Raw genomic sequence first — 14,478 nt, 5'->3', positions numbered from 1 at the left:
CGGGGTTGCGGGAGCGGTTCTCTTTAGGGTAGGCAACCCTAAGTGTCAGACTCCCTGCTGTTCCGAACCGGATCGAGGATGTACGTGAACGTCACCAGGCGCCAAGTGCTGTGGGCCGGCGGAGCGATAGGCACGGCGGCCCTCCTCGCCGCCTGTTCCGGCGACGGGGACAAGGCCGCCTCGACCGGACCCGGTGCCCAGGGCGGCAGGCCGAAGAAGGGTGGCACGCTCCGGGTGGGCGCGCTCGGCCGGGCGTCCGCCATCACCCGGGACCCGCACGGCTCCCAGGCCAACGAGAGCGACTATCTCGTCATCGCCCTCGTCCACGACACCCTCACCGCCCCCGGCGCCAAGACCAACACCGTCCCACGCCTGGCCTCCCGCTGGGCGGCCTCCGACGACCTCAGGACCTGGCGCTTCACCGTCGCCGACGGCGCGGCCTTCCACGACGGCACCCCGCTCACCGCCGATGACATCGTCTGGTCGCTGCGCAGGCTGCGCGGCACCCCCGCCGGAGCATCCCGGCTGCCCGGCATCAAGGCCGGGAACATCAGGGCCGAGGGCACCGGCACCGTCGTCCTCGTATCCGACTACCCCAACGCCGAACTGCCCCTGCTCCTGCGGCTGTCGACCTTCGTCCTCAAGAAGGGCACCCGGGACGACGCGCTCGCCAAGGCACCCGGCGCGGGCCCCTTCAAACTGGAGTGGTTCCGCTCCGGCAACGCCCGGCTCGTACGCAACGACAAGTGGTACGGCGGCGAAGTCCTCCTCGACGCGATCGAGGTGAAGATCTTCGAATCCCCGCAGGCGATGTCCAACGCCCTGCTCGCCGGACAGATCGACCTGGCCTCCAACGCCGGAGCGGTCGCCGCCCGTACGGCCAAGAAGCGGAAGGACATCCAGATCCTGCGCCGCCCCCACGACATGGCGATGCCGATCGTCATGCGCACCGCGTCCGGCCCCTTCGCCGACCCCCGGGTACGCGAGGCGCTGCGGCTGGCCGTCGACCGCGAGGCCATGGTCGAGCAGGTCCTGTCCGGGTACGGCCATGTCGCCAACGACATCCTCGGCACCGGCGACCCCGCCTACGCCAAGGACATCCCCCAGCGCACCCGGAACCTCACCCGGGCGAAAGCGCTGCTGAAGGAAGCGGGCTTCGACACCGCCAGGACCTACCGGCTGACGACCACCGAGGACATCGCGGGCCTCGCCGAGTCCGCCACCCTCTTCGCCGCCCAGCTCCGCGAGGCCGGGGTGAAGATCGAGGTGGTCAAACAGGAATCCGCCACCTTCTGGGACAAGACCTGGCTCAAGGGCGACCTCTACACGACCTACTGGGGCACCAACGACTCCGTCGCCTTCCTCGCCAGCAAGACGATGGTCTCCGAATCCGGTACCAATGAGACCGGCTGGAAGAACACCGCCTTCGACGCCGCCTACCGCAAGGCGATGGGCACCAAGGACCCCGCCGAACGCGCCGACGTCGTCCGCGAACTCCAGCAGATCGAGCACGACGCCTCCGGCTATCTCCTCTGGGGCGTCGCCGACGGCATCGATCTGGCCGCCGCCGCCGTGCGCGGACTGCCCACCCTGCCCGGCTACGGACGTGTGCAGCTGGAGCGCGCGTGGCTGGCCCGCTGAGCGGTACGGCGAAGCGGCTCGCGCCCGCGCCCGGCCCCGACCTCGACCCGGGGCCGCCCTGGCCGGCCCGGCGCGTGCTGTCCGGGGTGCTGCGGCTCGCCGGTCTGCTCGCCCGCCGGGCCGTGCTGCTCGGCGTGCTGCTCGCCGCCGTGTTCGCCGCGGTGGAACTGCTGCCGGGCGACGCGGCCTCCGCCACCTCGGAGCGCGGGGAGAGCGCGGCCGACCGCGAGGCGCGGCGCGTGCTCCTCGGCCTCGACCGCCCGGTCCTCACCCGCTTCGCCGACTGGATGACCGGCCTGCCCACCGGGGACCTCGGGACCTCCGCACGGGGCGAGAGCGTCACCGAACTGCTGTCGCGCCCCTTCCCCAACACCCTGCTGCTGGGGGCCCTCGCCCTGCTGGTCACCCTCGCCGTCTCGCTCGCCCTCGGCTGCTGGGCGGCGCTCAGGCCCGGCGGCAGGACCGACCGCGCCGTATCGGCCACCGCCACCGGGGTGCTCGCACTGCCCGAGTTCGTCGTCGCGGTCGCCCTGGTCCTGGTCTTCGCCCTGTGGACCGACTGGCTGCCCGCCGTCACCCTCGCCGGGGCCGACGGCGCACCCGCCTCCTGGACCATGCTTGTACTGCCCGTGCTCGCCCTGTCGATCCCGCAGATCGGCTGGAACACCCGCATCGTGCGCGCCGCCCTCGCCGACGAGTCCGCCGCCCCCCATGTGGAGACCGCCGTCATCGACGGACTGCCCCGCCACCGCGTACTGACCCACCATCTGCTGCCCGGTGCCCTGCCCACCATCGCGGCGGGCATCGCCACCTCGACCGGAATGCTGCTGGGCGGCGCCGTCGTGGTGGAGACCATCTTCAACTACCCGGGCATCGGCTCGGTCCTCGCCGGGGCCGTCACCGACCGGGACAGCCCGGTCATCGCCGCGGTCGTCGCCGTCACCGGAGCCGTCATCACCGGCGTACTCCTGCTCGCCGATCTGATCCGGGCCCGCGCCTCCGGAGGCCGCATATGACCGCGCCACGGCAGAACCCGCGCTCCGCGCGCGATCCGGACGCCCCGCGCGGCCCGGACGCCCCGCGCGGCCCGGACGCCCCGCACAAGCCGGACTCCCCGCGGTCCAGTGGCGCGGAGCCCGCCGCTGAACGGTCCACCGCCCCGCAGCGGAAGCCCAGCCACCGGCCCGCGCGCGGGACCGTCCTGCGTATCGCGCCCGCCGTCCTGCTGGTGACTCTCGCCGTCGTCGGGCCGTGGCTCGCCCCGCACACCGTCGACACCCCCGTCACCGCCCCCTACGCGGAACCCGGGGGCCCCGCACCCCTCGGCGGCGACCAGCTCGGGCGGGACGTACTCACCCGGCTCCTCGCGGGCGGCCGTGAACTCATCGCCACCTCCCTGCTCGTCACCCTCCTGGTCACCGTGTCGGCGGCGCTGCTCGGCGCTCTCGCCGCGCTGCGCCCGGCCGTCGGACGGATCGTGGAGCGGACGGCGGATGTCCTGATGCTGCTGCCCGCCGTCCTCGGCATCCTGCTCATCGCGCTGTCCTGGCCGGGCGGCGGGCGGCTCGCGGTGATCGCCGCCGCCACCGTGATGGGCGTGCCCTACGCGGTGCGGCTCGTCGCCGGGGCGGCGGCGCCCGTCGCCGCCTCCGGCTATGTCGAGGCGGCGGCCGTCGGCGGCGAACGACTGTGGCACCTAGTCGTCCGCGAGGTACTGCCCAATCTCCGCGCGACCCTCCTCGCCCTGTTCGGACTGCGCTTCGTCGCGGCCGTGTACGTCGTCGCCACCGCGGGCTTCCTCCAGGTCGGCCCCCAGCCGCCCGCCGCCGACTGGGCGCTGATGATCCGTGAGAACGCGGGCGGCATCGTCCTCAACCCCTGGGCCGTCCTGGCCCCCAGCGCCGCCATCGGCCTGCTGGCCATGAGCGTCAACCTGGCCGCCTCGGCCCTCGTACCCCGGACCGGCCGGAAAGCGGTGACCGCCCTGTGAACCATCTGCCCCACTGGTATCCCGAAGGCCAGCCCCCCTCCGCCGAGGCGGCGGTGAGCGTACGGGATCTCACCATCGCCGCCCAGGACGGCCGCATCCTGCTGGACCGGGGCTCGCTGGAGCTGCGGCCCGGCCGCGTCACCGCGCTCACCGGGGTCTCCGGCAGCGGAAAGACCACACTGCTCCGGGCCGTCGCCGGTGCCCTGCCCCCGCTGGCACGGCGCACCACGGGCACCATCGAGGTACTCGGCCAGGATGTGCCGGCCCTCGGCGCCGCCGAACTGCGGGCGCTGCGCCGCCACCGGATCGCCTACCTCGGACAGGACCCGGGATCGGGCCTCAACCCCCGGATGACGGTACGCCGCCTGCTCGCCGAACTCGCCGTGGACACCCGCACCGAGGCACTGACCGCGCTGCTCGGGGAAGTCCGGCTGCCCCCCGACCCCGGCCTGCTGCGCCGCCGTACGACCGAACTGTCCGGAGGCCAGCAACGGCGGGTGGCGCTGGCCAGGGCGCTCGCCCGTCACCCGGCGGTCCTGCTGCTCGACGAACCCACCGCGGGACTCGACCCGGCGCTGCGCGAGGAGATCGCGGAACTCCTGCGCCATCTCGCGAAGAGCCACCGGCTGGCCGTCGCCCTGTCCTGCCACGACGACGACCTGGTCGCCCGGCTGGCGGACGACGTCGTGGAACTGTCGCCTCGCCGGCCGGGACCACGGCCCGCCGTTCCCCGCCCGGCCCGACGCCCACCGCACGCCGACCGCGATCCCGTACTCCGCGTATCCGGCCTGGGGGCGGCGTTCCTCCTCAGAGGCCGCCCCGTCCCCGTCCTCCACGACATCGGCCTCACCGTCGCCGCCGGTTCCAGCACGGGCATCGTCGGCGCGTCCGGCTCGGGCAAGACCACCCTCGTACGCGCCGTCGTCGGACTCCACCGCCCCACCGGGGGCACGGTACGACTCGACGGTGTGGCACTCGCCCCCGCCGCCCGGCGGCGTACCCGCGAGCAGCGCCGGCGCCTCCAGTACGTACCCCAGGATCCGCTGGGCACCCTCAACCCGAGCCGTACGGTCGGCGCGGCGATCGGCCGCCCCCTGCGACTGCACCGGCGTGCCGGACGCGAACAGGCACCCGCGCGGGTCCTGGAACTCCTGGACCGGGTCGGCCTGCCCGCCGCCTTCGCGGACCGCTACCCCCGGGAACTCTCCGGCGGGCAGCGTCAGCGCGCCTCCATAGCCCGCGCGCTGGCGGCCGATCCCGACGTGCTGATCTGCGACGAGGTGACCTCAGCCCTCGACGCGGGGACGGCCGACGCGATCATGGACCTGCTCGAAGAACTGCGCGGCGGCCGGGGCCTGGCCGTCGTCCACATCAGCCATGATCTGCGGCTGGTCGCACACCGCACCGATACGCTCCATGTCCTCTCCGAGGGCCGCAACGTCGAATCCGGGCCCACCGCACAGCTCTTCGCCGCACCGTCCCACCCCGTCAGCGCCGCCCTGGTGGCCGGCCGCCCGGCCTCCCCCGCACCCCTCCCGCGGCGCTGACGGGACGACAACGCCCATCACCGAATCTCCCAGGAGTGACGATGGACCAGCAGACGCCGATGAGCAATCTCCTGTACCGCGATCCGGAGTTGTACGAGGCGGCCTTCCTCGACGCCGACGACCCGGTGCCCGGCATGTGCCGGCAGATGCTCGGGCGCCACCTCGGGACGGCGCCGCGGACGTTACTCGACATCGGCTGCGGCACGGGCCACGATGTCGCCGGATTCCGGGCCGAGGGGCTCGACTGTGTGGGTGTCGACCAATCCGAGAGCATGGTCTCGTACGCCCGCCGCCGGCATCCGGGCCTTGAATTCCTGGCCGACGACATGCTGTCGGTGCGCCTCGGCCGGAAGTTCGACGTCATCACCTGTCTGGGGTGGGTGCTCAACTACGCCAGGACCAACGACGAGGTCCACCGGGTGATGGAGACCTTCGCCGCGCACGCGGAGCCCGGGACGCTGCTCGTCCTCGGGACCCTCAACCCCTACGGCGCCCTGGAGGGCAAGGGGCCGCGGCGCCGGATATCCATCGACACCGACCGCTTCCGGGGCACCGCCGAGTCCCGGTACACGTGGGACAGGCACCGTCAACTGCTCACCCGTGAACGCGTCTGGCGCATCGAGGGGCAGCCCGAAGTGGTGGACCATGTCCGGCTCCGGCTGCTCTACCCCATGGAGCTGAGCCACCATCTGTCGGCGTCAGGTTTCATGACGCTGGGGATGTACGACAACGCGGCGCTGTCCGACAGCGATCTCGGCGGCACGGCCCTCTACACCGCCGCGCGCTTCCAGGGGTAGCGCGGAACAGCACGGCCGCGCGCGCCGAGGACCGCCCGTCCGGCGCGAGGACCGCCCGTCCGGCGCGAGTGCGGCCGGGTGCTCAGTCCTCGGTGCAGGTGTAGTGGTCGGCCGAGGTGTTGATCCGGCTCAGCAGCCCGCGCAGATCCGCGCGCTCCCGCTGGGACAGATCGGTGAACAGCTCGCTCTCCACCTCGGCCAGGGTGGCGTCCGACCTGGCCAGGGCGGCGGTCCCGGCGGGCGTGATCTCCACGATGTGCCGGCGGCGGTCCGCCGGGTCCCGCCTGCGCAGGGCCAGCTCCGCGCGCTCCAGGTCGTTGAGCACGGCCACCAGCACGCTCGGGTCGACCCCCAGCACATCGATCAGCGCCTGCTGGCTCACCGGACCGGAGTCCAGATGCCGCAGCGCCATGATGTGCCGGGGGGTCAGCCCGGCTGCGCTGAGGGCGCTGCGGAGCAGCACATTGGCGATCGCGCCATGTCTGGCCAGCAGGAAGGCCAATCCGTCCATGGGCTCCTCAGTCGTGTGCGCTCGCATCTCAATATGGTAACAGGACCCCTACTGTCGATTAACCTCAATCGTTGATAGAGTTCAACGATATTTGTTCATCAACTGTAAGAGGTCCCATGTTCATCGCGTACGTCGTCGCCGCAGTCCTGCTGTCCTTGATGCTGGCCGCCTCCGGGCGCGGGAAGCTGGTCAAGGAGAAGCGGGTGACGGAGACGCTCACCGGACTGGGTGTGCCGCTCCGCTGGTTCGGCCCGCTCGCCCTGCTGGAGATCGTCGCCGCCGTCGGACTGCTGGCCGGTATCTGGTACCGGCCGCTCGGAGTGGCCGCAGCGGTCGGCACGGTGCTGTACTTCGTCGGTGCGATCATCACCCATCTGCGGGCGAACGACGCCAAGGGGACCGTGTCCCCGGGCGTGGTGCTGGTGCTGTCGGCCGTCCCGCTGGTGCTGGGTGTCCTCTCGGCCTGAACTCGGCCTGAACTCGGCCAGAACCGGATTCGGCACGGACGCCACATCGCGGACCTCGGCGCGCGTCGCGTCGGCCCGGACCGGCTCCCTCACCTCACCCCGCCGCGCGTCACCTCGCCGCGCGTCACCTCGCGTCGAGCCAGCCCCTGCGGGCCAGTTCCGCCCGGAACCGTCCGTACGCGTCATCCATCGCCTGCCGCTCGGCACGCACCGGTTCGAACACCGTCCCGGTCCCCGTCATGGCCCCGGCACTCGACGACAGGTCCTCGTGCAGAGTGCCGGTCGCGGCGAGCACCGCCGCGCCGAACGCCGTCTCCGCCCGCTCGACCACCCGGACCGGCCGGTCCAGGACGGTGGCCCGGATCGCCGTCCACACCGCGCTGCGGCTGCCGCCCCCTGCCGTGTGCAGGGGGCCGGAGACCACCACACCCAGGCTCCGCACCCGGTCGAGCGCCAGCCGTTCGACGAAGGCGACACCTTCGAGCGTCGCCCGGTGCGCGTCCGCGTCGTCCACCGGGACACCGAGGCCGAAGCCGCGCGCCGCACCGGACACAAAGGGAAACCGCTCCCCGTCCCGGAGCAGCGGATAGCGCACATACGAGGCGGGCCCCCGGTCCCGGGCGGCGCTGTCCAGGGCCGGCAGCCGCGCGGGGTCGACGGCCGCCAGCGCCTCGCCGCCCGTGTTGGACGCCCCGCCCGGCAGCCACCAGCCGTCCGGGTGCCGATGGCTGTACAGGGCTCCCGCCGGGTCGCGCACCAGTTCCTCGGTGACGCCCTTGAGGACATACGTCGTGCCGAGCACACCCACGAAGGCGCCCGGTGCCACCGCTCCGGTCGCGATCTGCCCGGCGCAGCCGTCCGTCATCCCGAGACGTACGGAACACCCGGCGGGCAGCCCCGTCTCCTCGGCCGCCGCCGGGCCGACGACACCCGCCTCGGTGCCGGGGGCCCGTACCTCGGGCAGTGAGTCCACGGGGAATCCGAGCGCGTCGAACACCTCACCCGCCCACTCGCCGGCCCGGGCGTCGTAACCGGACTTGAGCGCGTGGCTCCAGTCCACGGCGACCGGATGGCCCGTCAGCATCCGGCCCAGGGCCTCCGGTGTGTGCAGCACACGGCGCAGGGCGGAGCCGTACGTCTGCCGGCACCAGACGGCGCGACCCAGCGCCGCGGTGGGGCCGACCGAGAGGCCGAGCTCCTGCCAGCGGGCGCTGCCCAGTTCCTGGGCCTTCGCATTGAGATCGGCGGCACGCCGGTCGTCGTACATCAGGGCAGGGCCGAGGAACTCCCCGTCGGCACCCGCCGGGACGATGGTGCCCGAGGTGGCGGCCACGGACACCGCCACCACCTCACGGCCGCCCAGCGGCAGGGAGCCGGTGACCCGGCGCAGCGCGGACCGGGCGGCGGGCCACCACCGCCCGGCGTCCTGCTCGCTCGTCCCCCCGCCGCCGCGCACGGGCGGCGGCAGCGCGGCCACCGACTCGGCGAGCACCCGGCCCCGCGCGTCCGCGCACACCACCCGCACCGAGGCGGTGGCCATGTCGACGCCGATCACGGCCGGGTGGCGGGAGGTCGTCCGTCGGGGTCCACTGCTCATGGCGGGAGGCGTCCTTTCGTTGCACCCGCACGGCACCGGAACAGACGTCAGCGGGACAGACGTCAGCGGCCGTGACGGACGGGAAACCGGCTCACCCGGGAGCACGGAGGGGGCTCAGGCGTCGTGCCGACTCCGGCCACGGCCGGCCGCAAACGTTTCTCCCCAGCCAGGATGTGATTGACTCGTGTGAAGTTAACACACCATCCATCATCGGTGGTAGGGCGCGTTCATGAGGCGACGGGCGCCACACTCACCCGGGTCTGCTCCCGCAGCCTGCCGAGCAGCTCCGGCTCCACCCCGTCGTCCACGATGAGATGGTCGAGACCGTTCACCGGCCCCACCCGGTGCAGCGCGGTGCGGGCGAGCTTGGTGTGGTCCATGAGCATGACCTTGCCCGCGCCCGATGTGAGCATGGCCCGCTTGACCAGCACCACGTCCTGCTCCTGGTGGTACGCCATCCTCGCGTCCAGCGCGGACGTCGAGACCACCACCAGGTCCACGGAGAGCGCCTCGATCGCCTCGACACAGGGGACCCCGAGGAACGAGTCATGGGTGCGTGAGTACTCACCGCCCAGGGCGATCAGCCGGACCCCCTCCCGGTCGGTGAAGACGTCGACCACCCGCCGGGCGTTGGTGACCACCGTGAGCGGGGCCATGTCCACCAGCAGGCCGGCCAGGGCCAGGACGGTGGTCGAGTCGTCCAGCATCACCGACATACCGGGCTCCACCAGTTCGGCTGCGGTGCGGGCTATCGCCTTCTTCTCCGCCGTGTTGACCCCGAGCCGGTAGTCGAGATTGGACTCGAACACCGTGGAGGGCAGGGCGGAGGCACCGCCGCGGAAGCGCCGCAGCACCCCTCGGCGTGCCAGGTCGTCCAGGTCGCGGTGGACGGTCATCAGACTCACGCCGGTGAGCTGGGCCAGGTCCGCGCCGGTGGCCGTACCGTGTTCCACCACATGGTCGGCGATGAGCCGTCGGCGCGCTTCGGCGGATGTCTTCGTCATGTCGATCAGTCTCCCGTACGACGGGACGCGGGCAGATGCGTGGGAATGTTGAGGGCGCGCAGGGCCGTGTCCTGGCCGGAGATCTCGATCTCGGTGACGGCGCCGTTGTCGAGCCGCGGGAAGATCCGCCGGTAGCGGCCCAGCGGCAGCCCGAGCAGCTCGCACAGCGCGATGCGCAGCAGGGTGTTGTGGGCGACGACCAGGACTCTGCCCTCCGGGTGCCGCCCGGCCAGCTCGCGCAGGGCCGAGGTCGCCCGGGCCGCGGCCTGTGGCAGCGGCTCCGAACCGGGGAACCCGCCGGATCCGGCGTCCTCGCGAAACCGCCGTACGGCTTCGGGATCGGCGCGCGCCATCTCCTCGATGGTCCGGCCCTCGGCCCAGCCGAAGTCCACCTCGCGCAGTCCGCCGACCACCTCCGGCTCGCGGCCGAGCGCCGCCGCCGCGGGACGGGCGGTCAGCCGGGCGCGGCTCAGCGGTGAGCAGGCGATCGTGTCCACGCCCGATCCGGCGGCCCAGGAGCCGAGGGCGGCGGCCTGGTCGAGGCCCTTCGGGGTCAGTGCGACATCCGTGACTCCGGCGTACCGGTTCTCGGCATGCCACACGGTCTCGCCGTGCCGGACGAGCAGGAGGCGAGAAGCCATGGGGGACCTTCCTTCTGGTGGGGCCGCTGCGGACCGGTGCGTACGGAAACGGGCGATACGGGCGATACGGTCCGCAGCGGACGACGCGGGCCCGGCGGCTGACGAGGGGAACTGACGAGGGAGCCGACAGGGAACAGACGAGGAAACGGGCGCCTGGTCCCGTGCCGTCGCGGGACACCGGCTCGGGCGGCCGAACGGCACCCGGTTCCGGAACAGACGGACGAAGACATTGCCCCCTCACATGCTCGCTGTTAATTTAACAGGCATTCCACCATCCGAACCCGGGAGCGGCCGAGGGTCCTGGCCGCTCCGGCTTCCCGGCAGAAGGACTGAAGCGTTCATGCGCATCCTCGCCGCAGGCGACCACTTCGTCCGCCCCGCATTGATACGTGCCGCCCTGGACCGGGAGCTGGCGCCCACCGGCCGGGCGTCCCCCGAGATCACCGAACTGACCCTGCCCTGGCCCCATGAGCCCTTCGGACCGGTCGGAGAGGTACGGGAGGCGAGCGGTACCGAGGACCAGCTCGTCGCGGCCCTGTCCGGCGCGGCCGTCTGTGTCACCCAGATGGCCCCGTTCACCGAGCGGGTGTTCGCCGCCGCCCCCGAGCTGCGGCTGGTCGCCGTCTCCCGGGGCGGACCGGTCAACGTGGATCTCGCCGCCGCCACCCGCCACGGCGTCGCCGTCAGCTTCGCCCCCGGCCGCAACGCCCCCGCCGCCGCCGAGTTCGCCGTCGGCCTGATGCTCACCGCGATGCGGCGTATCAGCGCGGCCGACGCCGACCTCAAGCGAGGTACCTGGCGCGGTGATCTCTACGCCTACGAACAGGGCGGCACCGAACTCAGCGGCGCCACGGCAGGACTGGTCGGCTACGGCGCCATCGGCCGCATCGTGGCCCGCGTGCTGGTCGCCTTCGGAGCCAGGGTGCTGGTCGCCGACCCCTATACGGACCCGGCCGCGGCGGCCCGCGACGGGGTCGAACCGGTGGAGCTGGACGAACTGCTGCGCCGCAGCGAGGTGGTGAGCCTGCACGCCCGCCTCACCCCGGAGACACACCATCTCCTCGACGCCCGCAGGCTCGCCCTCCTGCCGCACGGCGCGATCCTGGTCAACTCCGCCCGGGGCGGCCTGCTCGACCACACGCCCCTGCCGGAGATGCTCCGCAGCGGCCGGCTCGGGGCGCTCGCCCTCGATGTGTACGACGTGGAGCCGATCCCGGACGGCTGGGCCCTGCGGGACGCGCCGAACGTCATCACCACCCCCCATCTGGCGGGCGCGACCCGCCAGACCGCACACCGCGCGGCGGAGATCACCGCGGCCGAGGTCGGCCGCTTCGTCCGGGGCGTGGAACTCGCCCACCCGGCCAATCCGGACGTGCTCCTGGCCGGGCGGCCATGAACGGCACCCAGGTCCCGGGACAGGGGAGGAACCCGTGGTGAACACCGTCATCGGCGTCGACATCGGAACGTCGGTCACCAAGGCCGTGGCCTACGACGAGGCGGGGAACGCCCTCGCGTCGGCCGCCCGCCGCTCCCGTCTCGACCGGCTCCCCGGCGGCCGGGTGGAACAGGATCTCGACGATGTCGTGGACAGCGTCCGCGACGTGGTGGCCGAGGTCACCGCCGCCCTGCCCCGGCCCCCGGACGCCGTGGCGCTCACCGGCCAGGGCGACGGACTGTGGCTGCGGGACGCGGACGGCCGCGCCGTCCGCCCGGCGATCTCGTGGATGGACGCGCGGGCCTCGGACCTGGTGGCGCGCTGGCTCGCGGACGGCACGGTCCAGGAGGCGTACGCCCACACCGGATCCGGGATGTTCCCCGGCTGCCACGGGCCCCTGCTGGCCTGGCTCCAGGAACATGAACCGCGCTCCCTGGACCGGGCCGCCGTCGCCGGGTACTGCGTCGACGCCGTCGCCCAGCGGCTCACGGGCGAGGTGTGCCTGGACGCATCCGACGCGACCCTGCCGTTCCTCGACCCCCGCACCCGGACCTATGCGCGCGGGGCGCTGGCCGCCTGCGGGATCGAGGACCGGGCGCCGCTGCTGCCCGCACCCGCGGAACCCGGCACGGTGCTCCGGCTCGACGCCCGGGGCGCCCGGCTGCTGGAGCTGCCCGAAGGGCTGCCCGTCGTGGCCGGACCCTACGATCTGCCCGCGTGCGCGATCGGCAGCGGCGTCCGGGAAACGGGGGACGGCGTACTCATCCTCGGCACCACACTCGCCTCCCAGGTGCTCACCGACCGGGTCGAGATCGACCCCCGGGCCGAACCCGCCGGGATGTGGCTGTGCACCCCCGACCCCGGGCAGTGGCTGCGCGCCATGCCCGCCATGGTGGGGACCGCGGCGCTGGAGTGGGTCCTGGCCCTCACCGGCGCGACCACCGCCGATCTGGACATCCTGCTGGCCGGGAGCCCGCCCGGTGCCCGGGGCGTCACCGCCTTCCCCTTCCTCTCCGAGGCGGGGGAGCGGGCCCCCTTCGTGGAGCCTGCGGCCATCGGCCGGCTGGACGGACTGACCCTCGCCACCGGCCGGGCGGACGCCGTCCGGGCCATGTGCGAGGCCATCGGCTACGCGGCCCGGCACTGTCTGGACACCGCCGGTCTGAGCGGCACCCTCGCCCTGTGCGGCGGCGGCGCCCGTTCGGTGATGTGGGCTCAGCTCCTCGCCGACATCCTCGGCCGGCCGGTCCGTATCCCCCTGGCGGAACAGGTGGGCGCGCTCGGTGTGGTGTCCGTCGCGCGGGCCTCCCTGGACTCCTCGGCAGCCGGGTGGCAGGGCACCCATCAGATGGTCGATCCGCGCCCGGACGTCCGGGCGCTCTACGAGGACGGATACGGCGGCTACCGGGCCGGGTTGGCCCGCGCCCGGGACCGGTGGAGCGGGCGGTCGCGCATTCCCGGACCGGTGCCCGAACCGTCATGACGGTGTGTGAAATAGCCGCCCCGCAAGTATGCATGCACAGCTTCTGTCACGACACGCGGTAGAACCACCGTTAGTTCTGACAGAAGCATTGACAGTACTAACGTGATCGATGTTACGTTTGCCGCGCGGAATCTGTACCGACCGGCTACGGACCGGCTTTTCGCATCGCATCTGGTGACAGTCGCTCCACCAGTCGACCGCCCCCTTTGTCACGGGGCGGAACTCCAAGGAGAACCCAGTGAAGCAGCTCTCTGTCAGAACGTATGCCGTAGCCGTATCCGTCGCGGCCGTACTCGTTTCCGCCACCGCGTGCTCGACGAATGGGACATCCAACGGATCGGGGAGCGGCTCCGCGAAGAACGCGAAGATCGCATTTCTGATGCCCGATCTCGCGTCGACCCGTTACGAGCTGTACGACGCACCGCTCTTCAAGGCCAGGATGAAGGAACTGTGCGACGGCTGCACCGTTCTCTACCAGAACGCGGGCGGCGACGCCGCGAAGCAGCAACAGCAGGCGAACTCGGCCCTCGCCCAGGGCGCCAAGGCGATCGTGATCGACCCGGTGGACTCCGCCGCCGCGGCCACCACCGTCCGTACCGCGCAGGGTCGGGGCGTCCCCGTCATCGCCTACGACCGCCCGATCCCCGCGGCCAAGGCCGACTACTACGTGTCGTTCGACAACGAGAAGATCGGCTCCATGATCGGCCAGTCGCTGGTGGACCATCTCAAGCAGACATCGGCCAAGGGCGGCATCCTCCAGGTCAACGGATCGCCGACCGACGCGGCGGCCGGTCTGATCAAGAAGGGCATCCACCGGGCGGTCGACCCCAGCGGATTCGATCTCCTCGCCGAATACGACACCCCCGCCTGGGAGCCGAGCAAGGCCCAGGACTGGGTCAGCGGCCAGATCAGCAAATTCCGCGGAAAGATCTCCGGAGTGGTGGCCGCCAATGACGGCACCGGGGGCGGTTCGATCGCCGCATTCAAGGCCGCGGGGACGAAGGTTCCGCCCGTGACCGGAAACGACGCCGAAATGGCAGCCGCCCAGCGAATCGTCAACGGCGATCAGTACAACACCATCTCGAAACCCATCAAGACCGTCGCCCGTGCCGCGGCGGACGCGGCATTCGCCTTTGTCGAGGGCAAGAAGCCGAAGGGGAACGCCGAACTCTTCGACACTCCGTCGGAGCTGTTCACCCCGACGGTGGTCACCCAGAAGAATATCGCCGAAGTCCTGGTGGGCTCCGGAAAGCCCCTCAGTACCGCTGATGTGTGCACCGCGAAATACGCCGCCGCCTGTGCCGAACTCGGCATCAAGTGACCGGCTCCGGACCCGGTATCGAGTAGCTCCGCACCCCGGGGGCG

13 protein-coding genes are annotated in these 14,478 nt (G+C 72.3%); 9 read left to right on the top strand and 4 right to left on the bottom strand.

Annotated elements, in window-relative coordinates; translation table 11 throughout:
• The first annotated feature begins 78 nt into the window (after positions 1 to 78).
• From ACWF94_RS02540 to ACWF94_RS02520, 5 genes are read left to right on the top strand one after another with little or no spacing between them, the layout of a single operon-like run.
• Positions 79 to 1,641 carry an ABC transporter substrate-binding protein gene (locus ACWF94_RS02540; protein WP_453483965.1) on the top strand — a complete coding sequence of 521 codons (1,563 nt, stop codon included), beginning with the start codon at positions 79 to 81 and terminating at the stop codon, positions 1,639 to 1,641.
• A complete protein-coding gene (locus ACWF94_RS02535) occupies positions 1,626 to 2,657 on the top strand; it encodes an ABC transporter permease (protein ID WP_453483940.1) in 1,032 nt (343 codons plus the stop codon). The genes ACWF94_RS02540 and ACWF94_RS02535 overlap by 16 nt, the downstream gene beginning before the upstream one ends.
• Positions 2,654 to 3,631 carry an ABC transporter permease subunit gene (locus ACWF94_RS02530; RefSeq protein ID WP_453483939.1) on the top strand — a complete coding sequence of 326 codons (978 nt, stop codon included), beginning with the start codon at positions 2,654 to 2,656 and terminating at the stop codon, positions 3,629 to 3,631. The genes ACWF94_RS02535 and ACWF94_RS02530 overlap by 4 nt, the downstream gene beginning before the upstream one ends.
• On the top strand, positions 3,628 to 5,178 hold the full coding sequence (locus ACWF94_RS02525) for an ABC transporter ATP-binding protein (protein ID WP_453483937.1): 1,551 nt from the start codon (positions 3,628 to 3,630) through the stop codon (positions 5,176 to 5,178). Before ACWF94_RS02530 ends, ACWF94_RS02525 begins: the two co-directional genes overlap by 4 nt.
• Before the next feature lie 41 nt (positions 5,179 to 5,219).
• Entirely contained in the window at positions 5,220 to 5,975 is a 756-nt protein-coding gene (locus tag ACWF94_RS02520; RefSeq protein WP_453483936.1) for a class I SAM-dependent methyltransferase, read from the top strand.
• An 82-nt stretch (positions 5,976 to 6,057) separates the two neighbouring features.
• Here ACWF94_RS02520 and ACWF94_RS02515 read toward each other — a convergent pair whose 3' ends face one another.
• A complete protein-coding gene (locus ACWF94_RS02515) occupies positions 6,058 to 6,513 on the bottom strand; it encodes a MarR family winged helix-turn-helix transcriptional regulator (RefSeq protein WP_453483934.1) in 456 nt (151 codons plus the stop codon).
• Between the two features lie 89 nt (positions 6,514 to 6,602).
• Between ACWF94_RS02515 and ACWF94_RS02510 the strand changes: the two genes are divergently transcribed.
• Positions 6,603 to 6,953 carry a DoxX family protein gene (locus ACWF94_RS02510; RefSeq protein ID WP_453483932.1) on the top strand — a complete coding sequence of 117 codons (351 nt, stop codon included), beginning with the start codon at positions 6,603 to 6,605 and terminating at the stop codon, positions 6,951 to 6,953.
• 124 nt (positions 6,954 to 7,077) lie between these two features.
• Here ACWF94_RS02510 and ACWF94_RS02505 read toward each other — a convergent pair whose 3' ends face one another.
• The 3 genes from ACWF94_RS02505 to ACWF94_RS02495 all read right to left on the bottom strand — a co-directional run bounded on the left by ACWF94_RS02505 (position 7,078) and on the right by ACWF94_RS02495 (position 10,195).
• Complete coding sequence (locus ACWF94_RS02505; protein WP_453483931.1) at positions 7,078 to 8,550, bottom strand: FGGY-family carbohydrate kinase; 1,473 nt, start codon at positions 8,548 to 8,550, stop codon at positions 7,078 to 7,080.
• Between the two features lie 227 nt (positions 8,551 to 8,777).
• Positions 8,778 to 9,554, bottom strand: a complete 777-nt coding sequence (locus ACWF94_RS02500; protein WP_453483929.1) for a DeoR/GlpR family DNA-binding transcription regulator — start codon at positions 9,552 to 9,554, stop codon at positions 8,778 to 8,780.
• Between the two features lie 5 nt (positions 9,555 to 9,559).
• Positions 9,560 to 10,195, bottom strand: a complete 636-nt coding sequence (locus tag ACWF94_RS02495) for a histidine phosphatase family protein (protein ID WP_453483928.1) — start codon at positions 10,193 to 10,195, stop codon at positions 9,560 to 9,562.
• A 340-nt stretch (positions 10,196 to 10,535) separates the two neighbouring features.
• Between ACWF94_RS02495 and ACWF94_RS02490 the strand changes: the two genes are divergently transcribed.
• The 3 genes from ACWF94_RS02490 to ACWF94_RS02480 all read left to right on the top strand — a co-directional run bounded on the left by ACWF94_RS02490 (position 10,536) and on the right by ACWF94_RS02480 (position 14,434).
• The gene (locus ACWF94_RS02490) at positions 10,536 to 11,591 is read left to right on the top strand and encodes a 2-hydroxyacid dehydrogenase (protein WP_453483926.1); all 1,056 of its coding nucleotides are present in this window, start codon (positions 10,536 to 10,538) and stop codon (positions 11,589 to 11,591) included.
• A gap of 37 nt (positions 11,592 to 11,628) precedes the next feature.
• Positions 11,629 to 13,113: an FGGY family carbohydrate kinase gene (locus ACWF94_RS02485; protein WP_453483925.1), complete on the top strand. Its 1,485-nt coding sequence runs from the start codon at positions 11,629 to 11,631 to the stop codon at positions 13,111 to 13,113.
• Between the two features lie 238 nt (positions 13,114 to 13,351).
• Entirely contained in the window at positions 13,352 to 14,434 is a 1,083-nt protein-coding gene (locus tag ACWF94_RS02480; protein ID WP_453483923.1) for a substrate-binding domain-containing protein, read from the top strand.
• The last annotated feature ends 44 nt before the right edge of the window (positions 14,435 to 14,478 follow it).

Source organism: Streptomyces sp. NPDC055078 (assembly GCF_053607985.1).
This window is presented reverse-complemented; position numbering and strand designations above follow the sequence as displayed.